The organism is Pseudoclavibacter sp. CFCC 14310, from assembly GCF_008831165.1.
In the GTDB taxonomy this organism is placed as follows: domain Bacteria; phylum Actinomycetota; class Actinomycetes; order Actinomycetales; family Microbacteriaceae; genus Pseudoclavibacter_A.
Genome location: NZ_WBKC01000001.1, coordinates 524,023 through 549,272 on the forward strand (window position 1 = coordinate 524,023; position 25,250 = coordinate 549,272).

Genomic DNA, 25,250 nt, shown 5'->3' on the forward strand with positions numbered 1-25,250 from the left:
TGAATCACTCAGTAGTCTGACACCGGGCCACAGCGAGCACGCGGAGGCCACGGTGCTTCCGGTCATGCATCACCCTACCCATTGCCACGGACGCGGGTCGTCAGGCGGCGATTCGTATATCGCCGAGATGGCCATTGCGTCGGTCGTGCAGAGAGAGTATGCGCCGCGGCGCATGTTGGCGACGGCAGTATCTGTGTGCGTGCGGATGTGTGCAGAAGGAGCGGGCGCGACGACGGAGCGGATGCGGATGCGAATGCGAATGCGAAGCCTGACCCACGGTGTCGGCCTGGCTGGTGTCCGAGCCGATCAGCCCTTGAGATCGAGGCGCATCAGAGCACGGTCGAAGTGCTGCCCGCGCAGCATGACCTGCTCATAGTGCACGACGGCGAACCCCTGCCGTTCGAAGACCGGAATCGCGACCAGACTCACGTGAGAGGTGAGCTCGGCGGCGCCGTGATCCCGGGCGCTCGCGATTGCCGCGGCCAGCAACCGGGTGGCGATGCCCTGCCTGCCATGGTCGGGGTCGACGAAGAGGTGGTCGACGTAGCCTGAGTCGCGAAAGTCGACGTATCCGACGACATGTTCGACTGGGCTCGGGGCTGCCAGACCGGGTTCGGCGACGGCCATGAGCCCCTTCTGGCTCTCGTCATCAGCGCCGGAATCGGCTGCGACCGCGACCAGCGTGTGATGCGCCGTGCGATAGGCATTCCAGCGGTGCACCGAGCCGCCGCCTGCCGCCCAGGCTGTTCGTTGCTCTGGGGTGTAGCGCGAACCGGCGGTGATTCTCACGGCACGCGAGAAGACCTCACGGGTCGCGGCGGCATCCGCCGAAGAATACGGCCGAATGCGCACTGCAGGCGCCGCAGCGGACTGCACGAAGGCGGACATAGCCGAAGTCTACCGACCCCGTCTTTCAGACGCGTGGCGGCTCAGCCACGGCGCTGCAGCCTTCCGACCAGGTTGAGCAGGCGCTCGCTCGTGCCCGGATTCAGCAGACGGAGGGTGTCGGGACGCAACGGTTTGGTGAGCACCGGTTTCAGATGCGAGAACCGGCGGAACGAGTGCACTCCGTGGTAGGCGCCCATGCCGCTGGCGCCGACACCGCCGAACGGCAGTGCGCCGATGCCTGCGTGCACGATGGCCGCACCGTTCACTTGAGCCCCGGACGAGGTGTGCTGAGCGAAGTAGGCGCGTGTGGCCGCGTCGCCGAAGACGTAGAGCGCGAGGGGCTTGTCCCAGGCGTTGATGACGCGGGCGGCCTCCGCTTTGGAGGACACGGTCAGAATAGGCAGGATCGGGCCGAAGATCTCTTCGCGCAGCAGCTGGAACGGGGCGTCGTCGCCGATCACCGTCTGGTCGAGGTTCGGGAACGTCACAACGGTCGGCTCGATGTAGAGATCGTCACGGTCGGTGCGCCCGCCGAACTCGACGTTGCCCTCTTCGAGCATTGCGGCGAGTCGATCGAAGTGGCGCTCAGAGGCGATGCGCCCGTATTCCCGGCCTGCGGCGGGGTCTGCGCCCCAGACGTCGGCGACCGCCTCGCGCAGGGCGGCGACCAGTGGTTGCACGTGATCGGGTGTCGTCAGCACATAGTCTGGCGCGACGCAGGTCTGGCCGGCGTTGGTGAACTTCGCCCAGGCCAGTCGGCGGGCCACCGCCCTGAGCTGCCGGTCGTCGTCGACCCAGACCGGCGACTTGCCGCCGAGCTCGAGCGTCACCGGGGTGAGGTTCTGGGCAGCGGCCTCCATGACGATTCTGCCGACGCGACCCGAGCCGGTGAAGACGATGTGGTCGAAGCGCTCTTTGAGCGCGTTCTGGGCGACGTCGACGGCGCCGAGCAGCACGTGCACCGCGCCGTCGGAGAAGTACTGGGGGATCAGCCGCGCAACCGTCTCGGCGGTGTGCGGCGCGTCGGGGCTCGGCACGAGCACTGCGCTGTTGCCGGCCGCGAGCACCCCGACGAGCGGGTCGAGCGTGAGGTTCACTGGGTAGTTCCACGGTGAAATCACCAGGACGACCCCGAGGGGCTCTGGCACGATCCTGGCTGATGCCGGCCAGATGAGGGGGCCGGCGCTGATCGACTTCGGGGCCATCCAGCGGCGCAGGTGTTTCTGCGCGTGTGCGGCCTCTCCGATCGTTACGTCGATCTCTGTGATGCCGGCTTCGCGGCGGCCTTTGTGCAGGTCGGCGAAGAGCGCTGCTTCGAATTCGCTGCGGTGCTCTTCGAGCAGTCGGCGCACGGCACTGACGTTTCGTCGGCGGGAGGCCAGAGACTTGGTGGAGCCTGACTCGAATGCTGCGCGTGCTGCTGCGACTGCCGTGGTGACGTCTGCCGGTGTGGCTGTTGGCACTGCTGCCTGCGTGCGTGCGGTCGTCGTGCGTGCGGGTGCGGTACGTGCTGGTGCGCGTGCGGGTGTGGTGGACGTTGTGGGTGATGTGGATTCTGGTGTGGGTGTGCTCATGGTCGGAGGCTAACGCTGTAGTAAAACGAAGCCAATCAGTTTCGAAACCGAACCAACGAATTCGCTGCGACCGATCTGTGCCGAAGCCCGGTCCACTTGGCTGGGAAAGGGGACTGCCGAAATGCGCTCAGCTGAGGGAGTCGAAATTCGACCTGTTGGGCGGCGCGCCGAACCTCGATGGGTTTGAGGTCAGAATCTCGACCTGCTTGGGTCGGGAAACTCGACCTGTCTGAGGCAGGCAGAGCCGACCGTTCAGCTGACCGCGTTCGAGGCTTCAGCACAGCTGTTCGAAGACCATCGTCGCCTGGATGCGGTCACCTCCACCGAGTCCTTTCGATCCAGACGACGCCGTTGTGATGGTGTGCAGCCGATAGCCTTTCGCCGCCTGTGCGTTGATCGCCTTTTCTAGCTCTGTGAGGTTGCCCGAGCCCGTGCCCCAGAGCTTCTCGCGAAGAATGACCTGCAACACTACGTAGTTGGGCGGGGTGGCGGCATGGGTCGGCTGAACCAGCGACGCCGCTGAGGGCTCGATCTCGTGGTGGGGCGCTGGCGCGTCCGCGTGTGCATCCGGACGCAGGGCTTCAGCCCAACGGTACCCATCCCACCATCGGTTCTTGCCCGTGCCGTCGTCGTACCAGCCTGCCGGTGTCTCAGCCATGTCGATCCTGTTCTGTGTTCTGTGTTCTGTGTTCTGTGTTCTGTGCCGCGTGTCGCGTGTTGGGGCCGTGCCGTGCCTCGGTCACGCTCTGCGCGATGCGAGTCGGTAGACCCGATGTCGAGGCGGTGATACTCGGCGCTTCGCAAACGGCTTTCTTTCGACTGTGAGTGCCGAAGCTCATGCCACGCCAGACCCCTGAAAGACGCCAGAAGTCTTCCGACGACTCTCGGATCAGCCTAGAAGACGCGGACGCTCTAGCACGCCATGAAAAGCATCGTGTCCCGTGTTCGAGTCCCAAACCTCAACCGGAATACGCCGTACTGAAGACACCGCCCTTGTGGTCGCTCGGCGTCTTGATGACGGTACAGCCATCGCTGTGTACGTCGTCGATCTTCGTCGCAGTCGCAGGGACCGGGCCTCCGGCAGCGGCCGATGCGCTGGGCACCAGTGCCTTGGGCACAGACAACGGTGCCGGGATCGGGAACGGGGTCGAGCACGGGTTGTCTGGAAGCTCTCGCCGCGCCGCGAGACTGACCCAGCATGGTCGTTCCACGCGAAGGTCTACGTCGATGATCCTGTGGGACTCGCGTTCGACTCTGACGTGCTCGGCCATCGGTACGTGACCGTGCGTCAGGTAGAGCAGGTGCGGACGGTAGACAGACTGCGTCACTCTGCGGACTGATGTCGATGACGCGGAGCCGAGTCGCGCATCCGCCGTTGCGTCGGCAGACTAGACGTTGAAGCGGAACTCGACCACGTCGCCGTCTTGCATCACGTAGTCTTTGCCCTCCATGCGCACCTTGCCCTCGGCCTTCGCCTCATGCATGGAACCTGCAGCGTCGAGGTCGCCGAACGAGACGATCTCGGCCTTGATGAAGCCCTTTTCGAAGTCGGTGTGGATCACGCCGGCGGCCTGCGGGGCCGTCCAGCCCTGGTGGATCGTCCAGGCTCGGGCCTCTTTCGGGCCAGCCGTCAGATAGGTCTGCAGGCCGAGCGCCTGGAAGCCGATGCGGGCGAGCTGGTCGAGGCCGCTCTCGTCCTGGCCGATCGTGGCCAGCAGCTCGTTTGCCTCTTCGGCGGAGAGGTCGATGAGCTCGCTCTCCATCTGGGCGTCGAGCAGGATGGCCTTGGCCGGTGCGACGACTGCCTCGAGCTCGGCCCGCTTGGCGTCATCGGTGAGCACGGCCTCGTCGACGTTGAACACGTAGACGATGGGCTTCGAAGTGAGCAGGCCGAGCTCTTTGATCTCGTCGAGGTCGATGTCTCTGGCGGTCGAGAGGGGTTCACCCTTGTCGAGGTGTGCCTTCGCGGCAAGTGCCGCGTCGAGCACCGACTTGTCGATCTTCTTGCCCTTGACCTCTTTCTCGTAGCGCGTGATCGCCTTTTCGAGGGTCTGGAGATCGGCGAGCACGAGCTCGGTGAGGATGGTCTCGATGTCGCGCTTCGCATCGACGCTGCCGTCGACATGCACGACGTCGGGGTCGCTGAAGCCGCGGCTCACGAGGGCGATCGCATCTGCTTCGCGGATGTTGGCGAGGAACTGGTTGCCGAGCCCTTCACCTTCGCTGGCGCCCTTGACGATGCCGGCGATGTCGACGAACGACACCGGCGCGGGTACGAGCTTCTCGCTCTGGAAGATCTCGGCGAGGCGGTCGAGCCGCTTATCGGGCAGGTTGACCACGCCCACGTTCGGCTCGATCGTCGCGAACGGGTAGTTCGCCGCGAGAACGGTGTTCTTGGTCAGTGCATTGAAGAGGGTCGACTTGCCTACGTTGGGCAGTCCCACGATTCCGATTGTCAGCGCCACGAGGGTCAAGTCTAGCCGGTGTGGAGCGAAGGCGTTGGGCTGGCTGCGTTGTCAGCAGGAGCACCTGGCCGGTCGCCTGAGCCGTGCAGGAGCATCTTTGTCCAGCCTCTCTGCCGTGCAGGAGCAGATGCATCGCACAGGAGCAAGTTTCGTGACTGCGATGCTCCCACTTGAGCTGAATGCTCCTGCTCGACACAACTGCTCTGAGTTGCTCCGTTGCTCCTGTTCGGAACGCAAATTTGCTGCAAAGGCGAGTGCCGACACCAAAAGCTGGGGAGAAGGACGAATACCTGTGGCAGAGCTGGGACGACGGTGAGGGCGTCGGGCTAGTGGGACGCGTCTCGCGAGAACTCAGTCGTGCGCTCAAACGGTCGGTGGAACTCTTGGTCTCAGCTTTTCAGGACAGAACCGCGCGAGCAGGGTCTCGATGCTGCTGAGCACCAGGTCCCAGTTATAGATGATCTGCGCAAAGGTAAACCGCAGCGGAATGATTCCAAGCTGAGCAGATCGCGCGGCCTTGGCGTGATCTTGGACATATCGTCCTGGTTCGGCATGGCCCCGGCCATCCGCTTCGAGCGAGACGACCCCTTCGATGAGCAGGTCAAGTCGTTCACGACTCGGCAGCCGAACCTGGATCTTGACGTCATAGCCGAGAATCCTCAGGCGGACGCGCGGGAATGACTCGATGATTGATTCGGAGTCTGCATCGCTGAAGGCCAACACCTGTCGTCCGTTCGGAGTCCGTGAAAGCTCCACGCGAATCTGGTCTTCTCTCAGTGCCGAATTCGCAGGCAGCTTGCTGTTGCGGGCGGTGTGTAGGAGTCCGTCTACGACGGCAACCGCATCTGCAAGCTCAAGCCGCTTCAGTGTGTGTTGGAGAGCCTGCTGCCAAGGAACGATTCCAAATGGAGCTTCTGGCATGGCTGCGCGGTGTACGTAGTGGGTGTGGAGGCACTCGCGCCTGACGGGTGCCGTGTGACTCACCTGCACAACATGACCGTAGGCGTCGGGAGGAATCCGACCGCCCCAGCGTGACAGCGCGTGCGGGCCGCTGAGAAGACCGCCAAGGGACACGGCTCTGAGGACGTGAGGATCTGGCGCTGGAACAGTCTGCACCCAACCTCTGCGGATGGTTCTAAGGAGTCCCTGTCGTCGTGCTCGCGCGACGTCTGCGCGTGAAACACCCTGTTGAAGGAGCCAGCGTACTTGGACGACGCCGGTAGGTACCTGAGCGAGTAGGTCTTGCATGAAACCACATTGCCCCCATCTCGCACGCAGGCGCTGGGGAGCACGTCTGATGTGGACGCCTACGCGGCATCTGCAGGTTGTGCAGAGTGCGAGTGCACCGAGTTCTCCGGGCGCCGATGCGACGTTGGTGACCCGGCATCCGCACAAATGCGATCAGCGCGGCATCAATCTCTCTCACCAGACCAGACCCTGAGACCGGCCATGCTGGCACTTGCTGTCGAACACGGGTCGAGGCCACGTCGCTTGGTCCAGCAGGAGCAGATGTGTTGAGGAGGAGCGCTTCTCACCGTACGAGTGCTCCTATACGGCACACCTGCTCCTGCTTGACGCACCTGCTCCCCGGGGCCAGGCTAGAAATCCCCGAGCACCTCGGTCACCAGGCCCGCGATCTCGCTGCGCTCGCTGCGCGTCAGCGTCACATGTCCGAAGAGCGGGTGCCCCTTCAGCTTCTCGACCACCGAGGTGATGCCGTCGTGCCGGCCGACCCGCAGATTGTCGCGCTGATTCACGTCGTGCGTCAGCACCACACGTGAGTTCTGCCCGATGCGGCTGAGCACTGTCAGCAGCACGTTGCGCTCAAGCGACTGCGCCTCGTCCACGATCACGAACGCGTCGTGCAGCGACCGCCCGCGAATATGCGTCAGCGGCAGCACCTCGACGAGCTCGCGCGCCACGATCTCGTCAAGCACCTGCGGCGACACCACGGCGCTGAGCGTGTCGAACACCGCCTGGCCCCACGGGTTCATCTTCTCGTCGCGGTCGCCCGGCAGGTATCCGAGCTCCTGCCCGCCGACCGCATACAGCGGCCGAAACACCATCACTTTACGGTGCTGCTCGCGCTCGAGCACAGCCTCCAGCCCCGCGCACAGCGCCAGCGCCGACTTGCCAGTACCTGCCCGGCCGCCGAGCGACACGATGCCGACGCTCGGGTCGAGCAGCAGATCGATCGCCAGCCGCTGCTCCGCGCTGCGCCCGTGCAGCCCGAAGACGTCGCGGTCGCCTGACACCATTTTGACCTGCCCGTCGGCGAGCAGACGCCCGAGACCCGAACCGCGTGCCGACGACAGCACCAGCCCCGTGTTCACCGGCAGACCCTCTGTGCCTTCCAGATCGACCCGATCCTCGTTGTACAGCGCCGACATCTGATCGTCGGTCATGTGCAGCTCGGCGAGTCCAGTCCATCCCGTGTCGACGACCTGCTCGGCGCGATACTCGTCGGCTGCAAGACCCAGCGCCGACGCCTTCACCCGCATCGGCATGTCTTTCGACACCACCACGACGTCGCAGCCCTCGATCGACAGATTCTGTGCGACCGCCAGTATGCGCGAGTCGTTCGTCGACCCGCTGCTCTGAAACCCGCTTGGCAGCGCTGCCATGCTGGAATGGTTCAGCTCGACGCGCAGCGACCCGCCCTCGTCGCCGATGGGCACGGCAAAGTCGAGGCGTTCGTGTTCACTGCGCAGATCGTCGAGATTGCGCAGCGCCCGACGCGCGTAGTATCCGAGCTCGGGGTCGTGCCGTTTGCCCTCCAGCTCGGTCACGACCACGATCGGAATCACCACTTCGTGCTCGGCGAACCGGAAGATCGCGTCGGGATCGCTGATCAGCACCGACGTGTCGATCACGTACGTGCGCTGCCCCGTGCCATTCAGCTCTGTGTGATCGGCTGCGGCGAACTCGCTGGGGGCGTTGTCCGTTCTGCCGTGGGCGGCACGATCGGCATTCCGGTTCGATGCCTGCACGCGGTGTGCGGATGCGATGGTCTGCCCGCCTTCGACGGTCGCGCTGGTCGACTCGCTGCGGTGGGATGTAGTGGCCACGTTGACTCCTCAGACGACTGATGCGTGAGGGGCCGCTGCCTTCCTTTCGGGAGGGGAGGCCCTACCCGCGCCGATCGGGTGATCGGTTGCCTTGAGCCTACAAGCAGAACGGCCGCGAGACCGGTTCATTCGGGGTGTGACCGCATGACGCTCTGGTGAACTCTGAGCGACGTCCATGTTGCCTGCATCTGATGCTGCAGAGCTCGTGATCGCGTCGAGTCGCTGCGCCAACGGCTGCGCCACTTTTACCGAGCCGTCGGCCTGTGAAGAAGAGATGCTCAGCACGCTCTGAACATCAGATCCGGGCTGATCAGAATGAGCGGTGATCGAGGGGAGTGCCCTGCACAGAAAACGGGGAGTGGCCGGCGCCCGATCAGGCGCCGGCCACTCCCCGCAGGAAGCGTGTGAATCAGAGGTTGGGCGAGGTCATCGACAGCACGTCGAGAGCCTTGTCAAGCTGCTCTTCGGTGATCTCGCCGCGCTCGACGAAGCCGAGAGCGATGGTCGCCTCACGCACGGTGACCTTGTTGGCCACGGCGTACTTGGCGATCTTCGCTGCGTTCTCATAGCCGATCACGCGGTTCAGCGGCGTGACGATCGACGGCGACGACTCTGCCAGCTGGCGAGCACGCTCGACGTTGACCTTGATGCCGTCGACTGTCTTGACCGCGAGCAGGTGCGTCGAGTTCGTGAGCAGACGGATCGACTCCAGCAGCGCATTGGCGATCACCGGAATCTGCACGTTGAGCTCGAAGTTGCCCGAGGCGCCAGCCCAGGTTGCAACCGTGTCGTTGCCGATGACGCGCGAGGCGACCTGCAGCACCGCCTCGGGAATCACCGGGTTGACCTTGCCGGGCATGATCGATGAGCCGGGCTGCAGATCGGGCAGGTGCAGCTCGCCCAGACCGGCGTTGGGGCCTGATGACGCCCAGCGCAGATCGTTCTGAATCTTGATCAGGCTGACCGCGATGGTGCGCAGTGCGCCCGACGCCTCGACCAGTGCGTCACGTGCTCCCTGAGCCTCGAAGTGGTCTTTCGCCTCGGTGATGGGCAGCCCGGTGTCTTCGCGCAGCAGCTCGATGACCTTCTGCGGAAAGCCCTTGGGCGTGTTGATGCCGGTGCCTGTGGCCGTGCCGCCGAGGGGCACCTCTGCGACGCGTGGCAGAGCGGCCTCGACGCGCTCGATGCCCAGACGAATCTGACGTGCGTAGCCGCCGAATTCCTGACCGACGGTGACCGGCGTGGCATCCATCAGATGGGTGCGGCCGGCCTTGACGACGTCCTTCCATTCGTCGCGCTTCGCTTCGAGCGAGCGAGCGAGCTCGTCAAGCGACGGAATGAGGTCTTCGAGCAGTGCGCCGGTGACGGCCACGTGCACCGAGGTCGGGAACACATCGTTCGACGACTGCGAGGCGTTCACGTTGTCGTTCGGGTGCACGGGCTTGCCGAGTGCCTGCGACGCGAGCGTGGCCAGCACTTCGTTGGTGTTCATGTTCGACGAAGTGCCGGAACCCGTCTGGTACACGTCGATCGGGAAGTGCCGGTCGTACTCGCCGGTGACGACCTTGTCAGCGGCGTCGGCGATCGCCTGCGCGATGTCACGGTCGAGAATGCCGAGTTCGGCGTTCGCCAGGGCGGCGGCCTTCTTGATGTGCGCCAGCGCGGCGATGTGCCGGTGCTCCAGTCCGGTTCCCGAGATCGGGAAGTTCTCGACGGCTCGCTGCGTCTGCGCGCCGTAGAGCGCGTCAGCAGGAACCCGGACCTCTCCCATGGTGTCGTGCTCGATGCGGTATTCGGTCACTGTTACAGCCTTTCTTTCTGTTCTGTGCTGCGTTGCACGTGCAGCTTCGAGGTGGATGCGGCGGGGGTCAGAGCGACAGTTCGCGTCCGGCGTTGCTCGCGGTTGTCTGTCCGATGTCGAGGCCGCGAGCGGTGATGGGCCGCACGCGTGAGGTGCTCAGATCGTAGATGGCGCCGACGACGGCGGTCTCGCCCCGGGTCACTGCAGCGGCGACGAGTTCAGAACGCTCCATGATCGCCTGCACCGTGTTCTCGACCTGCAGCTCGCCGATGTGTCGCGGGGAGGAATCGCCGTCGCGCTCGGCTTGGGTGACCGCCGGTTTGATGCGGTGCAGCAGCTCTTCGAGAAAGTAGCCGGGAGGCGTCGGCTGTGCCGGGTCGGCGGCCGCGATGGCTCCGGCGATCGCGCCGCAGCTCTCGTGGCCCATGACCATCACCAGGGGAACGTGCAGCGAGCCGACCGCGAACTCGATCGATCCGAGGATGCTGGTGCCGATGACTGCGCCGGCGTTGCGAACCACGAAGAGGTCGCCGAGGCCTACGTCGAACACGATCTCGGCAGGCACACGGGAGTCACCGCAGCCCAAGATGACGGCTTTGGGCGACTGCCCGGTCAGAAGTTCCTGCCGGCGAGCCTCATCGCGATGCGGGTGGCGACAGCGCATCGTGGCGAAGCGATCGTTGCCCTCCTGCAGGTCGTTCCACACCTCTTGGGGCGTACCAAGATCCAGCTCGCTCATGGCTCTCCTTCGTGCCGGTGTGCGGCGGTTCGTCCGATCGGGGGTCAGCTGTTCAGCGAGGTCAAAGTCGCGTCGATCAGCTGGGCGAACTCGTCGTCATCGGCTGTTCCGTTGAAGATCAGTGTAGTTCCCGAGACCTCGGTGGTCAGCGCGTAGTTGTTCTGTCCCTTCTGAAAGTCGGGGGAGTCACGCTGGTCATAGACGGTGAACGTGTGGCCGGAGAGGTCGATCTGCCCGGTCGGACGTCGGCCGTCGAGGTCTTGGCTGACCCAGGTCGGGTTCGCGCCCTTGACCTGCTCGAAACGGATGTACTGGTGTTTCGGCGTGACGAATCCGATCGTCCACACCTGCAGCTGGTTCGTCGGCTCCTGATCGATGTCGGCACGATTCGCCTGCCAACCGGAGCCCGGCTCAGGAACGGCGAGGCGCCAGTCGACGGTCGGCTGGATGCCCTGTGCCGTGCCCTGGTAGTCGACGGCAGTGTGCATCGGCGAGTCGTCTCGCGGCACCACGACGAGCATCAGCACGAGGACTCCCACGCACGCGATGATCGCCAGAATCAGATTGCGCAGCGTCTGCTGGGCGCGGTGCTTCTTGGCCGAATCAGAGGCCTGCGACGGCACCGGGCCGCGCGGAGGCTCCCCTGCGCCGGACTGTATCGATGTTGTTGCTGCTGGATCAGTGGACTCTGTCTGATCAGAAGACATCATCGTCGCCTGGGGTCGTCGCGGGCGCGCCGGTCGCGTCTTGGCCGGCTGCTCCCGGTTCAGCGGCACCGGCTGTTGCAGCGCTCTGCTGACCGGCGGCAGAGGCCTCTTGTGCGGCTTCGAGGCGCTGGCGGGCACCGGTCAGCCACTGCTCGCAGCGGTCGGCGAGGGCAGTGCCGCGCTCCCAGAGTTCGAGCGACTCTTCGAGTGTCGCACCGCCCTGCTCGAGACGGTTGACCGTCTCGGCCAACTGGTCGCGGGCGGTCTCGTATGAGAGGTCGGCGACCTCTTGTGCGTAGTCGTGAGCCATGATCGACAGTCTACTTTCTCTCTGATGCGGCGAGATGATGGTCTGAAATCTGGTCGACGGTGCTCTGCAGCTCGCCTTCGGCGAACAGCACCATGATCTGCTGCCCGACGGCCGCATCGGCCGCGTTCGTGAGCACGGTGCCGTCATCACGCCGGGCGATTGAGTACCCGCGCCTGAGCGTGGCGAGAGGCGACAGCGCGACGAGGTGCCCACGCAGAGCCTCGATCTGACTGTGCCCGCGCTCGAGCGTGCGAACGAAGAGCTCCGAAGACCGGTCTCGCAGCCGATTGACGTCTTCGGCACGTTCGTGCAGCATCCACTCGGGGTCGCGCATGACCGGGCGGCTGCGCAGCTGCACCAGTCGTTCGTGGTCGTTGCGCAGACGACCACTCATCGCGGTCAGCAGCCGAGTGCGCGCCTGCGTGGTGCGCAGCAGCTCGTCAGAGACGTCTGGCACCACGCGCTTGGCGGCGTCGGTCGGGGTCGACGCACGCAGATCAGCGACTTCGTCGAGCAGGGGGCGATCGTTCTCGTGGCCGATGGCGCTGACGATCGGCGTGTGTGCTGCGGCCGCTGTGCGCAGCACCCGTTCGTCGCTGAAGCCGAGCAGATGCTGAAAGTCGCCGCCGCCGCGGGCGATGATGATGACCTCGACCTCAGGGTCGGCATCGAGCTGCTGGATCGCGGCCACGACTTCGTCAGGCACGCGTTCGCCTTGAACGGCGGTGTGGATGGTGCGGAAGCGCACAGCCGGCCAGCGCAGGGCGGAGTTGCGCAGCACGTCTTTCTCAGCGTCTGAGTTCGCTCCCGTGATGAGTCCGATCATGCCCGGCAGAAACGGCAGGCGCCGCTTGCGGTCGGTTGAGAAGAGCCCTTCGGCGGCCAGCTGCCGGCGCAGGCGTTCGAGCCGTTCGAGCAGCTCGCCCAGCCCGGCATGGCGCAGCTGTGAGGTCACGAAGGTGAGTGAGCCGCCCTTGGGCCAGTAATTCGGTGTGAAGAGCCCGACGACGCGGTCGCCCTGACTGAACTCGCCGAGATCGATGCGTCGAGCGGTCGACGACCAGATGGCGAACGAGAACGTGGCGTCCTGCTCGAGGTCTTTGAGCTTGCCGAAGACGTTGCCGCCGCGCACGTTCCACTGGGTGATCTCGCCTTCGACCCAGATGCCGCCGAGACGGTCGATGTAGCCCTTGAGCTGTTTCGCGACTCGCGCGACCGACCAAGGTGCGTCGGCCGTCGCTGGGCCGTCGTGCTGAACCTGCTCGCTCATCGTGCTCCTGTCTCATGTCGTCCGCGCTGCGGCAGAACCATGTCTGGTTCGCCACACGGCCGACCGCTCTGCCCACACGGCCCGCCGCTCTGCCAGCAGCTCGAGCCGCCGCGCTTCCTCTGCCAGCTGGCCGCGTGCCGAGCGCGCAGTCAGCTGCTGCGGCAACGGTGGCACCGTATCATGGGGGTGTGACACCAGAAGCCGCGAACGATCCCGTCTTCGTGCCGACTCCACGCGTTCCCCGCGCAGCGCCGGTGCTGCCGGTGATCGCTGATGATGACAGTCTGCCCCCTCGACGGGTGCTGCTGGCAGCCCCACGCGGATACTGTGCAGGAGTCGACCGCGCCGTCGTGGCTGTGCAGAGAGCGCTCAAGATCTATGGCGCCCCCGTCTACGTGCGCAAACAGATCGTGCACAACAGACATGTCGTCGCAGAACTCGAGCAAGACGGGGCGGTCTTCGTCGAAGAACTCGACGAGGTGCCCGTCGGCGCCCACGTCGTCTTCAGCGCCCACGGCGTCGCGCCGAGCGTCGTCGCCGAGGCCGAAGAACGAGAGCTGCAGGCCATCGACGCCACGTGCCCGCTCGTCACCAAAGTGCATCGCGAGGCGAAGCGATACGCGAAACAGGACTACGACATCCTCTTGATCGGCCACCGCGGGCACGAAGAGGTCGAAGGCACCTCAGGCGAGGCACCCGATCACGTGCAGATCGTGAACGATCCCAGCGAGGTCGACAAAGTGGTTGTGCGTGACCCGGCGAAGACCGTCTGGCTCAGCCAGACCACGCTCTCGGTCGACGAGACCATGCGCACGGTCGAGCGGCTGCGCGAGCGCTTTCCCGAGCTGGTCAGCCCACCGAGCGACGACATCTGCTACGCCACGTCGAACCGTCAGATTGCGATCAAGAACATCGCGGCGCGCTCCGATCTCGTGCTGGTCGTCGGCTCGTCCAACTCGTCGAACACGATGCGGCTCGTCGATGTCGCCCTCGATCACGGCGCTCGGACCGCGCACCGCATCGACTTCGCACATGAGATCGAGCCGGAATGGCTCGCCGGCGTGCGCACCATCGGCATCACCTCGGGTGCCTCAGTGCCCGACGTGCTCGTCGACGAAGTGCTGGCCGCGCTCGCCGAAGCCGGCTGGCACGACGTCGAAGAGGTGCGCACCGACGAAGAGGACCTCACGTTCTCACTGCCCAAGGAGCTGCGTCGAGATCTGGCGGCCGCCGGCGAGGAGACCGGGTTGGGCGGTCGCGCCCGCTGATTCGGACGCCCGCTGACCGGACGCCCGCTGACCCGGACGCCCGCCTGCCCCCGACCGATGAGGCCGCTGAACGTGCCACGGTGAGGTGCGCAGAAACGCGGGCGATCCGAAGACGCACACACCCATCGTGCATTTCGAATCGCCCGCGCTGCGTGCAGGTCAGGTTCGGCTATTCGGCTGAGGAGCCGGTCTGCTGACCGCTGCCCTGTGCGGCTTCGCCGCTCTGACCATGGCTGCGGCGACGGCGACGACGACGGGGCTTCGTGGTCGCGCCCGTCTGCTCCTGCTTCGCCTCGTCCTGCTGCCCGGCGTTCGAACGGTGGGCATCGCGCTGCCCGTCATGGCGCCGATCGCGGTCTCCGTGCTCGCGGCCGCGCCCATTGCCGCTGCGTCCGCCACGGCGTCCGTCATGCGAGGCCTGGCCGTCGCGACCGCCGCGCCCGCCGCGATCATGACCGCCACGCGAGCTGTGACGCTCGTTGCTGCGCGTCGAGGCCTTGAGTCGACCGGTGGCGTCTTCGGGAATGCTCAGGTCGCTGAACAGGTGCGGTGACGTCGAGTATGTCTCGGTCGGCTCGGGCTGGCCGAAGTCGAGGGCCTTGTTGATCATGCCCCAGCGGGCGACGTCCTCCCAGTCGACGAAGGTGACCGCGATGCCATGCTTGCCGGCGCGGCCGGTGCGGCCCACGCGGTGCAGATAGTCTTTCTCGTCTTCGGGGATGCTGTGGTTGATCACATGGGTGACGTCGTCGACGTCGATGCCGCGAGCGGCAACATCGGTGGCGACCAGCACGTCGGCCTCGCCGTTGCGGAACTTGTTGAGGTTGCGCTCGCGCTGATCCTGGTTGAGGTCGCCGTGCACGGCGACGGCCTTGAACCCTCGGTCGTCGAGCTCGTCTGCCAGACGGCTCGCCGCGCGCTTGGTGCGGGTGAAGATGACGGTGCGTCCGCGGCCCTCGGCCTGCAGGATGCGACCGATGATCTCGTCTTTGTCGAGCGGATGCGCGCGGTAGACGAAGTGGTCGATGTTGGCCTGGGTGAGGCCTTCGTCAGGGTCGACGACCTGCACATGGATGGGGTGCGTCATGAAGCGGCGGCTCAGTGAGACGATCGCTCCCGGCATGGTCGCCGAGAAGAGCATGGTCTGGCGCACGTCGGGCAGCTTCGAGAAGATGCGCTCGACGTCGGGCAGGAAGCCCAGGTCGAGCATCTTGTCGGCTTCGTCGAGCACCACGAAGCGCACCCGGCCCAGCTGCAGAATGTGCTGCTGGTTCAGGTCGAGCAGGCGGCCGGGGGTGCCGACGACGATCTGCGCGCCATCGTTCAGTGCGGCGATCTGATCGTCATATGACTTGCCGCCGTAGATCGCGGCGATCTTGACGTCGGGGCGGTGCGAGGCGGCGAACAGCAGGTCTTCGTACACCTGCTGTGCGAGCTCGCGGGTGGGCACGACCACGAGGGCCTGCACATGGTCTTCGGGGTGCTCGCCGAGCTCCTGCAGCACGGGAAGCCCGAACCCCAGAGTCTTGCCGGTGCCGGTCTTGGCCTGGCCGATGATGTCGTTGCCCTTGAGGGCGAGGGGGATGGCCTGTTCCTGAATGGGGAAGGCCGATTCGAAGCCCTTCTCGTCAAGGGCCGAGACGATGGTGTCGTCGATGTTCAGTTCTCTGAAGGTGGTCACGTGTGTTCTTTCATCTGCGCGCCGATCGGTGCTCGCGGGTCGGGAACGACGTGTGCGTCGCGTCACCGACCGGGCACCCAAGGCGCTGATCTCCACTGCCTGTCATCAGGCATCACCGCGATTCTACCGGGTCAGCGGCCGTTTGCCATCGGGCTGCACCGACTGCGGGTACGATTAAGCGCGTGTTCAAACTCTTTCGTCGCCGCCAGAAGGGCACCGAGCTGCGTGTTCGTTCGCGCTCGGAGTCTGCCCACACGTCTCGCCCGACGAACGTGCGCATCGACTTTCTCGCCCCGGACTCCGAGGTGCTGGTCGGCACGCTCGCTTATTTCAAACTGGCGGCGTTCGAGTATCTGACCGGCGTGCTGCCGCTCATCGAGCAGCCCGACCTGCGTGCACAGACCGCTTCGGTCGCCGAAGAGCTGCTCACTCGGCATCGTCACTATCGAGGTGCGTTCGGCCAGGGAGACAGCGAGCTGGACTTCGGTGGCGTGCAGGTGCATCAGGCCGACTCTGACGAACTGTGGTCTCGGCTCAGCCCGAACCTGTGGCAGGAGGCGGTGCTCGCCGTCTATCTGGTCGACGGGTTCGCCGACGACTTCGTGGCACGGCTCGGCAAGGGTGCGAAACTGCGCACGGGCCTGCGCTGGCCGGTCGCTGAGCGCGCTGAAGCGGATGCTGCGCTTGCAGTGCTCGCACAGGAGATCGAGCGAACGGACTGGCTTGCCGATCGGCTGGCGATGTGGGGGCGTCGCCTGGTGGGCGATTCGCTGCTGTGGTGCCGCGCGCTCATGGTGCTGCCGGATCCGGTGCTGCGTGCGCTGCGTGACACATCGCTGCATCGCGATGACGAAGTGCAGCAGGTGATCTCGCAGATCGAGGCGGTGCACGCCGACCTCATCGCGGGTCACACGGCGCGCATGGAGAGGCTCGGGCTCACCGCCTAGCGTTTTCGCGTCTCTTGCCAGGTCGGCGAGCCCGCAGCCTCAGCTGCTCGGGATGCTGCCTCGTCAGGAGACGAAGCCGACGCGGCGGGTCTCCTGCGGGCCGACCTCGACGTAGGCGATGCCGGCTGAGGGCACGACGAAGAGGCGCCCCTTGTCATCGATCAGTTTGAGCACGCCGTGCTCATCGGCGATGGCCGTGCTGACCGCATCGGTCACCTCTTCCGGCTTCTGAGCCGATTCGAAGCTGAGCTCACGAGCGCTCTGTCGAACACCGATTCTGACCTCCATAGGGACTCCTCACTCTGGTCTGCGAAACGCTCATATCGAGCAGTCTCAAGACGACGACATGCGGGTCTCAGTCTAGGTCACCGCCGATCACGGGGCCGACGGAGTCAGACCTCTCCGGGGCCATTTCCGCTCTCGGCGCACAAATCCGCATGGCATCCGCGCAGAGCTCTCATGAGTCGTGTCGGAGGGGTGTCGTACCGTTGAGACATGCCCGAGATCAGATTCACCACCAGTGCCTCCGCACCAGACCGGGTGCTCGACCGATCTGTGCTCGACGCGTCGCAGCTGCAGGTGATCGAGCGCTCACAGCAGAGCCATCTTCGTGTGCTGGGCGCCCCGGGAACAGGAAAGACGACCGCGCTCGCCGCCACGGTGCTCGACGCCCTCGACCGGGGCGTGCGCCCTGAGCAGATCTTGGTGATCGCCTCGTCGAGGCAGTCTGCGGCATCGCTGTCGACGCTGATCGACGCCGGGCTGCGCGACGTGTCGGCGAGCTCGCTCGTGCGCACGGCGGCGTCGCTCGCCTTTGAAGTGCTGCGCGCGGTTGCGCTGGCGCACGGCCAGACGCCGCCACGTCTGCTGACCGGTGGTGAGCAGGATCGCCTGCTGCAAGAGCTGTTGCAGGGCCATGAGACGGCGGATGTCGCAGGCGGTTCACTGCCCTGGCCGCCGGTGATCGGGCCCGAAGTGCGCGAGCTGCGCGGGTTCCGCACCGAGCTGCGAGAGCTCTTCGGCCGTGCGCATGAATACGCAGTGACCCCACAGGGCCTGGCAGAGCTCGGGCAGACGACGAACCGTGCCGAATGGGCGGCCGGCGCTCAGCTCTTCGACGAGTACCTCGCCGTGAAGAAGGCGATCGAAGAGACCGCGACGGCCTATGACTCCAGTGAACTCGTCTCAGCAGCGGCCGAGGTGCTGGCTGACCACCCGCCTGCAGAGCTCGGGGGTCTGCGACTCGTACTCGTCGACGACCTCCAAGAGAGCACTGCCGCGCTGATCGGGCTGCTCCGGCCACTCGTGCAGCGTGGCGCCCGGCTGGTGACCTTCGGCGATCCCGATCAGGCGACCAACGGGTTCCGCGGTGGTCGCCCCGATCTCGTCGCACGTCTGCACGCCGAGATCGGCGTGCGTGCCGAGCAGGTCGTGCTCGAGAAGAGCCATCGGCTGCACGGCCAGCTTGCCCATGCCGTCAGCGAGATCATGCAGCACATCGGTACGGCATCCGCCGGCGAACAGCGCCGGGCGCTGCAGACCGCGGTCGAACGACCATCGACTGCCCAGAACCCAGAAGCTGCCCAAAGCCCAGAGGCTGTCGAAGAAATCGAGACTGCCGAGCGCCAGACTGACGCCGGGTCAGCGCCGACGACTGAGGCGAAGACAGAGCCTGCAGGCCAAGGCACCGGGAGAATCGCGGCGAAATCGTTTGCGACGTCGAGCGACGAGATCACCGGCGTGGCCGGCGTGCTGCGCCGGCGACATCTCGAAGAGCATCTGCCTTGGGCGCAGATGGCGATCGTGACGCGGTCGTCAGGCGAGCTTGAGCAGCTCTCTCGACAGCTCGCGGCAGCAGGCGTTCCGGTCTCGCTCTCGGGCGTCTCGGGAGCGCTGCGCGACGAGGCAGTGAACCTCGATCTGCTGCGCACCGTCGAGGTCGGCTGCGGGCTGCGCGAACTCGACGAACAGGTCGTCACCGAACTGCTGACCGGACCGCTCGGCGGGCTCGACGGCGTGCACCTCCGGCGTGTGCGGCGTGCGCTGCGCGAACACGAACTGGCCGGGGGTGGCGAGCGGCGCGCCTCCGAACTGCTCGTCGACGCCGTGCACAGCGGCACCGGGCTGCCGCACGCCGGGCCGCTGGCTGGGGCAGTCGCACAAGTCGACCGGCTCGCCGCCCTGCTGAGCGAGATCGCACACGGCAACGAGCGTCAGGCTCCCGCGGTCGAGCTGCTCTGGCTGGCCTGGCAGAGTGCCGGGGTCGCCGACGAGTGGCGCGAACAGGCGCTCAGCGGCGGGGTCGCCGCCGTCGATGCGAACCGCAGACTCGACGCCGTCGTCGCGCTCTTCGCCTCGGCACAGCGTCATGTCGAGCGCTTTCCCGAAGCCGATGCCGGCGAGTTCGTCGAACAGCAGCTGCAGCAGAGCGTGCCCGAAGACTCGCTCGCCCACACGGGGCGTCGTGACGCCGTGTTCCTGGGGTCGGCGTCAGCGACGATCGGCCTCGAGTTCGACACAGTCGTGGTGATGGGGCTGCAAGACGGTGCCTGGCCGAACATCCGTCAGCGCAATACGCTGCTCGGCGCCGAACACCTCGTCGAGACGGTGCGCGGTCAGCACGACGTCGACCGCCGTCGAGAGGTGCTGCACGACGAGCTGCGCATGTTCGTGCAGGCGCTGAGCCGTGCGCGCTCGCATGTGCTGCTGACCACGGTGATCGACGAAGACAACGCGCCGAGCATGATGCTCAGAATGCTCGACGACATCGTCAGCACTGAACCGGCCGAAGGCGAAGAGTACGGCTGGTACACCCTGCGCGGCGTGGTCGGCACGCTCAGACGCCGACTCAACGAGCATCCGGACGACCAGATCGCCGCTCGGGCGCTGGTCGTGCTCGCGCACGCCGATGTGCGCGGAGCATCTCCGACCGAATGGTCCGGGCTGGCCGACCTGAGCACGACCGAGCCGCTCACCGAGCTCGATCCGTTCGCCGGCGACCTCGACGCTCCGCCCGCAGACGAGACTGTCGACAGCAGCGGGAGTCAGAAGGCGGTCGCAGCGACAGCGGCAGAAGCCGTCGAAGGGCCTCTGGTGCGCGTCTCTCCCTCGTCGCTGCAGATGTTCCAGAACGATCCGCTCGCCTGGTTCCTCGGGCACATCGGGGTCGACAGCGGCGGAATGTCCACCGGCATCGGCACGCTGATACACGAGGCCTTTCAGAAGGCCGAAGAAGAGCACCACCGTGATCTCGACCGTCTGGTCGGCCAGGTGCGGTCACGGTGGGGCGAGCTCGACTTCGAGACGCCATGGCAGTCGCGCATGATGCTCGACGACGTCACCAATCGGCTGCGCAACATGCGCTCGTACATGCTCGACGCCGACAAGATCGGGGCGCGGGCGATCGCCCTCGAAGAGGGGTTCACCGCCGAGTGCGGCATCGCTGAGATCGTCGGAACCGTCGACCGCATCGAACAGCTGCCAGACGGGGCCGTCCGCATCATCGATCTCAAGACCGGCAAGCCTTTCAAAGAGGCCGAGGTGGCCGAGAACCTGCAGCTGCTGGCCTATCAGGTCGCTGTGGCCGCCGGAGCGGTCAACGGAGTCGACGCCTCGAAGCTGCAGCAGGCGATGCTCGTCTTCGTCGGCGGAGACCGCAAGAGCTACAAGCCGCTCGTGCAGGCGGCCCTCGACGCGCAGCAGCTCGCCAACGCACGTACCCTGGTCGACCAACTCGCTCGGGGGATGGCCGGCAGTGAGTTCTGGGCCGACCTCGCCCGCACGAAACAGGGAGACGGCAGCGCGGCGACCACACACATCCACACGCTCGGCGAGACCACGATGCCGGCTCGACAGCCGGTGCAGCACATTCAGGAGGTACAATGACGCAGCGAATCAGCGCGGCTCGCATCGCTGAGGCCGTCGGCATCTTTCCGCCGACTGAGGAGCAGCGTCGGGTCATCGAGCACGAGGGCGACCAGCCTGCACTGGTGATTGCCGGCGCAGGTGCGGGCAAGACCGAGACGATGTCGCGTCGTGTGGTCTGGCTGGTGGCCAACGGGGTGGTCTCTCCAGATCAGGTGCTCGGACTCACATTCACCCGCAAGGCCGCCAGCGAGCTGTCGTCGCGCATCGACGGGGCGCTGCGGGCCCTCGTGCGCTCCGGACTGGTCGACTCGGTCGACCTGAGCGAGCCGCCGTCTGTGTCGACCTACAACTCGTTCGCCAACATGCTCTTTCAGGACAACGCCCTGCGCATCGGTCGTGAGCCCGACTCGACGCTGCTCACTGAGGCCGGCGCCTGGGGGCTGGCCCACGAGGTCGTGCTCGCCTCTGACGATGAAGAGTCGCTCTACGAACTCGGCAAGTCGCCGACCCGAGTCGCCGAGATGCTGCTCACTCTCACACATGCCATGATCGACAACAACGCCGAGCCAGATGACGTGCTTCGCTTCGCGCAGGAGTTCGCCAGGCTCACCGAACTGCCGCCCAAACCGCGCGCTCGCAAGCCTGGGCCGGGCAAAGAGGTCACCGACAGCGTCTCGGCGGTGCAGAGTCTGCAGACGCTGGTGCCGCTCGCGGTCGAGTACCAGCGGCGCAAGCGCGAACGCGGGCTCATCGAGTACGCCGATCAGGTCGCCCTGGCGCTCGAAGCGATCAGGCGTGACCCGAGCGCGGCCGAGCCGTATCGGCAGCAGTTCGACGCCGTGCTGCTCGACGAATACCAAGACACGTCGGTGTCGCAGACCCGGCTGCTCAGCACGCTCTTTCATGGGCAGCGGGTCATGGCCGTCGGTGACCCGAACCAGTCGATCTACGGCTGGCGCGGAGCGAGCAGTGAGAATCTCGAGGGCTTTCACCGCGACTTCGGCACCGAGGGTGCTCCGGCGAACTTCGAGCTGGCGACGAGCTGGCGCAACAGCCGAAGCATCCTCGACGTCGCCAATGCCTTGGTCGCCGATGCCGGTGCCGATTCGTCGGTGCCCGTGGTGCGGCTGCAGTCACGGTCGGGAGCCCCAGACGGGGCGGTGCAGGTGTCGGTGTCGGCCGATCTCGAGGCTGAGGCAGATGCGGTCGCTGCCTGGATGCGCGATCGCATGTCCGACACGTCCACCGGAGCGGTGCTGTTTCGCGCGCGTGCGCTGATGCCGGTCTTCGCGCAGGCGCTGGCCCGAGCCGGAGTGCCGCACGAGATCGTGGGCTTCGCCGGCGTGCTCGAAGCGCCCGAGGTCGTCGACCTGCTCAGTGCACTGCGCGTCGTGCACAGCGCCGACGCCGACAACTCATTGGTGCGACTGCTGGCCGGTGCCAGGTGGCGGGTCGGCCCCGCCGACCTACAGGCGCTCGGCAGCCTCGCCAGACAGCTGGCGAGCTATGACGCCGATCTGCAGAAGCTGGCCCCGGCAGTGCGCGAACGGCTCAGGCAGTCGGTCGCCCGAGACGACCACGCCACGCTGGTCGACGCCCTCGATCTGATGGTCTCCGGAGGGCCTCGCGTCGAGCGTCTCATCACCCGCGCCGGGTTCTCGCGAGCAGGTGTGCATCGGCTGCATGACGCGGGTGCGCTGCTGCGCTCGCTGCGCAGTCAGGCGCACCTGCCGCTCACCGAGTTCATGCGACTGGTCATCGAACGTCTGGGCATCGACGTCGAGCTGCGAGCCAACGAGAGCCTGCGCCGACCGATGCAGAATCTGGATGCGCTGCTCGCGAAGGCGAGCGAATACATGCACAGTGCTCCGGCCAGCACCCTCGGCGGGTTCCTCTCATGGATCGCCCAGGTCGAACGTCGAGAGCGTCTTTCGATTGAAGGGGCCCAAGCGCAGCAAGGCGTCGTGCAGCTGCTGACGGTGCATGCGGCCAAGGGGCTGGAATGGGATCACGTCGCGGTTCCGCGGCTCGTCCAAGGTGAAATGCCCGCACGCCTGACTTCGACCAAGGGATGGCTGTCAGCCGGTGAGCTGCCCTACGAGTTTCGCGGTGACCGCCTCGATCTGCCCGAGCTGGCCTGGCGCACCGCGGCCGATGCCGCTGAGTTCGGCGAGACGCTCGAGGCGTTCGGCGAACACGAGAAGCGTCGTCATCTCGACGAAGAACGCCGTATCGCCTACGTCGCATTCACCCGCGGACGCGACGACCTGCTGCTCTCCTGCTCCGCCTACCGGGCCGAGCGAGCTGGAGCGCGCACGCCGAGCGTCTTTCTCAGCGAGCTGGTCGAACGCCGCGTGCTGACCGATTTCTCGGAAGAATTCACGGGGCAGCCCGAACCGGTCGACCACGGTGTCGACCAGTTTCCATGGCCACAGGATCCGCTCGGCGCACGCCGAGCATCGGTCGCTGCTGCTGCGGCGGCCGTCGGAGCCGTGGAATCGGCGCCCGACGCCGCAGCGCTGGGCGCCGATCCTGCCACGTGGCCTGACATCGGCGGTTGGAAGGTGCCGATCGAAGCGCTGCTGAAAGAACGTGCCGATGCCGGCCGTGGGCTCAGCATCGAACTGCCGAGTCGCGTCGCCGCATCGCGCATGCACGAGTTCCTCACCGACCCCGTGGCCGTCGCGGCACAGCTGTATCGACCGATGCCCACCGAACCGCACCGCGAGACCCGCGTGGGCACACTCTTTCACGAATGGGTCGAACGGCGCTACCGGGTCAGCGACCAGGAGTTCTCGCTTACGACGGAGTCTCTCTTCGACGACCTACAGCCGACGTCGGCCTTCGACGAGCAGGGCCGCCTCCGCGCCGACGGGCTCGATCCCGAGGAACGCCCCGGCACCGCGCCCACGGTGCTCGACGAACAGGCGAGCGCGCAGCTCGCACGGCTGCAAGAGACGTTCGAACGCAGCCGGTGGGCGACCGCTCAGCCGGTCGCCGTCGAGACGCAGATCCGTCTGCCGCTGGGCGACGTGCAGACCGTCTGCAAACTCGACGCGGTGTTCCGCACCGACGAGGGCTACGAAGTCGTCGACTGGAAGACCGGGCGGGCCCCGCAGACCGCGGGCGAACTCGAAGAGCGACAGATTCAGCTGGCGCTCTACCGTCTGGCCTGGGCTCAGCATGCCGGCGTCGACGTGGCCGATGTCTCGGCACGGTTCTACTACGTCGCAGACGACCGGGAGATCGCACCGTCACGTTTCTTCACGGCTGACGAGCTCGCCGAACGGTGGGCGACCATCGCCTCGTGATGCCGTGGCAGGCGCCGTGCCAGCTGCGGTTCGTGCCGGTCAGGCGCGTGTGGCGGGAGACTCCGGCGCGTCGTCTTCGACGATCGTGGCGTTCTCCTCGTTCGCCGCAGCACGGTGCGAGTCGTCGCCGTCCGTCTCGTCGGCATCGGTCTCAGCGCGGTCGCCTGCGTCCGGGGCTTCTGCGTCGTCTTCGATGACTTCGGCGACGACGACCTCGTCGGTCTCCTCTTCGATGACGATCTCGATCGGCTCGGTCACCACGATCGGTTCCTTCGGCTGCTCCGCAGAATCAGAACGATCACCGGAGTGCTCCGTGCTGTCCGTACCTCGCTCGGCACGGAAGTCGTCAGGCGTGCCTGGTCCGGCATCCGCCGTCGGGCGCTCGGCTTCGAAGATCGGGTCGGTCAGCAGCAGGCGGTAGTTGCCGTCGACCAGGTCGGCCAGATCCTGCAGCATGTGCTTGGCGTCTTCGGTGATCTTGGCGTCTTCGCTGTCGACTCCGTGCAGCAGCCACTTGGCCACCTGCAGCTCGGCATAGAGCGTGGCGCGCCGGCGCAGCGACTTGAGCGCACCCTCGCCGCGGGCCGACCCATAGGCGTCGAAGACCGCATCGACCGCCTGAAGCACAGCCGAGTGCATCAGCCATGAGAAGTCGAGGGCCGGGTCTGAGATGCGCAGCCCGCCCCAGTTCAGCACGCCTGAGACCTCGTCGGCCTCGATCAGCACCGCCTGGTCGTCGAGCTCGCCATGTACCACGGTCGGCTCGAACTCCCACAGGCCGTCGTCATCGATCGCCGCAAGCCAGCGGTCGAGCAGCGCGCGCGGCGCCAAGCGCGTCTTCTCGGCGCGCACGATGATCGTTCGCGAGCGTTCCCGAACGACTTCTGGATGCTCATGCGGCAGCCCGTAGTCGTCGACGAAGCCGGTGGGCAGCGTGTGCAGCGCTGCCAGCGCGCGGCCGAGGGATGCGGTGGTCGGGGAGTCGCGGTTGAGGTCGGCGATGTCGATGAGCACGCCCGGAATGTACGTGTAGATCAGCGCGGCCGTTCCGGAGAACTCGACGCGACCAGCCTCGCTGGGTACCTGGAAGGGCAGCCGGGTGCGGATGCCTGCGCTGAGGGCGCTGAGCGACTTCAGCTCCTCTTCGAGATGACGGTAGGCGGTCGGGGAGTTTGGCACTCGGATGATGAAGTGCCGGTTCTGGCCGTCGGCCACTACGGCAGAGTCGTAGTCACCGGTGGTGCCGGCGGTGTGCATCGCGACCGACGTGACCTCGAGGCCGGGAAGTGCCGAAGCGGCGAGTGCAGCTAATGTGAGAGGGGACCGACTCATGTGACCAGAGTAGAGGACGAGG

18 protein-coding genes are annotated in these 25,250 nt (G+C 66.1%); 4 read left to right on the plus strand and 14 right to left on the minus strand.

Annotated features, from left to right (window positions below):
• Positions 1-306: 306 nt before the first annotated feature.
• From F8O06_RS02320 to xseA, 11 genes are all read right to left on the minus strand, one after another.
• On the minus strand, positions 307-888 hold the full coding sequence (locus F8O06_RS02320; RefSeq protein ID WP_158037261.1) for a GNAT family N-acetyltransferase: 582 nt from the start codon (positions 886-888) through the stop codon (positions 307-309).
• 41 nt (positions 889-929) lie between these two features.
• Positions 930-2,462, minus strand: a complete 1,533-nt coding sequence (locus F8O06_RS02325) for an aldehyde dehydrogenase family protein (RefSeq protein WP_158037262.1) — start codon at positions 2,460-2,462, stop codon at positions 930-932.
• A gap of 274 nt (positions 2,463-2,736) precedes the next feature.
• The gene (locus tag F8O06_RS02330; protein ID WP_158037263.1) at positions 2,737-3,120 is read right to left on the minus strand and encodes a DUF4177 domain-containing protein; all 384 of its coding nucleotides are present in this window, start codon (positions 3,118-3,120) and stop codon (positions 2,737-2,739) included.
• Positions 3,121-3,850: 730 nt separating this feature from the next.
• Positions 3,851-4,927, minus strand: a complete 1,077-nt coding sequence (gene ychF, locus F8O06_RS02335; protein ID WP_158037264.1) for a redox-regulated ATPase YchF — start codon at positions 4,925-4,927, stop codon at positions 3,851-3,853.
• A gap of 363 nt (positions 4,928-5,290) precedes the next feature.
• Positions 5,291-5,848, minus strand: a complete 558-nt coding sequence (locus F8O06_RS02340) for a hypothetical protein (RefSeq protein WP_158037265.1) — start codon at positions 5,846-5,848, stop codon at positions 5,291-5,293.
• 677 nt (positions 5,849-6,525) lie between these two features.
• Positions 6,526-7,827, minus strand: a complete 1,302-nt coding sequence (locus F8O06_RS02345) for a PhoH family protein (RefSeq protein ID WP_225733295.1) — start codon at positions 7,825-7,827, stop codon at positions 6,526-6,528.
• Between the two features lie 577 nt (positions 7,828-8,404).
• Positions 8,405-9,796 (minus strand): class II fumarate hydratase, encoded by a 1,392-nt coding sequence (locus F8O06_RS02350; RefSeq protein ID WP_225733338.1) that lies wholly within the window; start codon positions 9,794-9,796, stop codon positions 8,405-8,407.
• A 67-nt stretch (positions 9,797-9,863) separates the two neighbouring features.
• Positions 9,864-10,535, minus strand: coding sequence for a carbonic anhydrase (locus tag F8O06_RS02355; protein WP_158037266.1), 672 nt, complete (start codon positions 10,533-10,535; stop codon positions 9,864-9,866).
• A gap of 44 nt (positions 10,536-10,579) precedes the next feature.
• The gene (locus F8O06_RS02360) at positions 10,580-11,245 is read right to left on the minus strand and encodes a DUF4245 domain-containing protein (protein ID WP_158037267.1); all 666 of its coding nucleotides are present in this window, start codon (positions 11,243-11,245) and stop codon (positions 10,580-10,582) included.
• The gene (locus F8O06_RS02365; protein ID WP_158037268.1) at positions 11,232-11,552 is read right to left on the minus strand and encodes an exodeoxyribonuclease VII small subunit; all 321 of its coding nucleotides are present in this window, start codon (positions 11,550-11,552) and stop codon (positions 11,232-11,234) included. The genes F8O06_RS02360 and F8O06_RS02365 overlap by 14 nt, the downstream gene beginning before the upstream one ends.
• A gap of 10 nt (positions 11,553-11,562) precedes the next feature.
• Positions 11,563-12,822, minus strand: a complete 1,260-nt coding sequence (gene xseA, locus F8O06_RS02370) for an exodeoxyribonuclease VII large subunit (protein WP_158037269.1) — start codon at positions 12,820-12,822, stop codon at positions 11,563-11,565.
• A gap of 254 nt (positions 12,823-13,076) precedes the next feature.
• On the opposite strand from xseA, the gene F8O06_RS02375 reads away from it, so the two are divergent.
• Positions 13,077-14,090, plus strand: coding sequence for a 4-hydroxy-3-methylbut-2-enyl diphosphate reductase (locus F8O06_RS02375; protein WP_225733371.1), 1,014 nt, complete (start codon positions 13,077-13,079; stop codon positions 14,088-14,090).
• A gap of 169 nt (positions 14,091-14,259) precedes the next feature.
• On the opposite strand, the gene F8O06_RS02380 is transcribed toward F8O06_RS02375, so the two are convergent.
• The gene (locus F8O06_RS02380) at positions 14,260-15,771 is read right to left on the minus strand and encodes a DEAD/DEAH box helicase (RefSeq protein ID WP_158037271.1); all 1,512 of its coding nucleotides are present in this window, start codon (positions 15,769-15,771) and stop codon (positions 14,260-14,262) included.
• A gap of 182 nt (positions 15,772-15,953) precedes the next feature.
• Here F8O06_RS02380 and F8O06_RS02385 point away from each other — a divergent pair, with 182 nt between their 5' ends.
• Entirely contained in the window at positions 15,954-16,718 is a 765-nt protein-coding gene (locus F8O06_RS02385) for a ferritin-like fold-containing protein (protein ID WP_192496804.1), read from the plus strand.
• Between the two features lie 63 nt (positions 16,719-16,781).
• Here the strand turns inward: F8O06_RS02385 and F8O06_RS02390 are convergent, their stop codons facing one another.
• A complete protein-coding gene (locus F8O06_RS02390; RefSeq protein WP_158032074.1) occupies positions 16,782-17,006 on the minus strand; it encodes a DUF3107 domain-containing protein in 225 nt (74 codons plus the stop codon).
• A 207-nt stretch (positions 17,007-17,213) separates the two neighbouring features.
• Here F8O06_RS02390 and F8O06_RS02395 point away from each other — a divergent pair, with 207 nt between their 5' ends.
• Both F8O06_RS02395 and F8O06_RS02400 read left to right on the plus strand, forming a co-directional pair.
• A complete protein-coding gene (locus tag F8O06_RS02395; protein WP_158037273.1) occupies positions 17,214-20,603 on the plus strand; it encodes an ATP-dependent helicase in 3,390 nt (1,129 codons plus the stop codon).
• Positions 20,600-23,896, plus strand: a complete 3,297-nt coding sequence (locus F8O06_RS02400; protein ID WP_158037274.1) for an ATP-dependent DNA helicase — start codon at positions 20,600-20,602, stop codon at positions 23,894-23,896. Before F8O06_RS02395 ends, F8O06_RS02400 begins: the two co-directional genes overlap by 4 nt.
• A gap of 39 nt (positions 23,897-23,935) precedes the next feature.
• On the opposite strand, the gene F8O06_RS02405 is transcribed toward F8O06_RS02400, so the two are convergent.
• A complete protein-coding gene (locus F8O06_RS02405) occupies positions 23,936-25,228 on the minus strand; it encodes a phosphotransferase (protein WP_192496805.1) in 1,293 nt (430 codons plus the stop codon).
• Between the last annotated feature and the right edge of the window lie 22 nt (positions 25,229-25,250).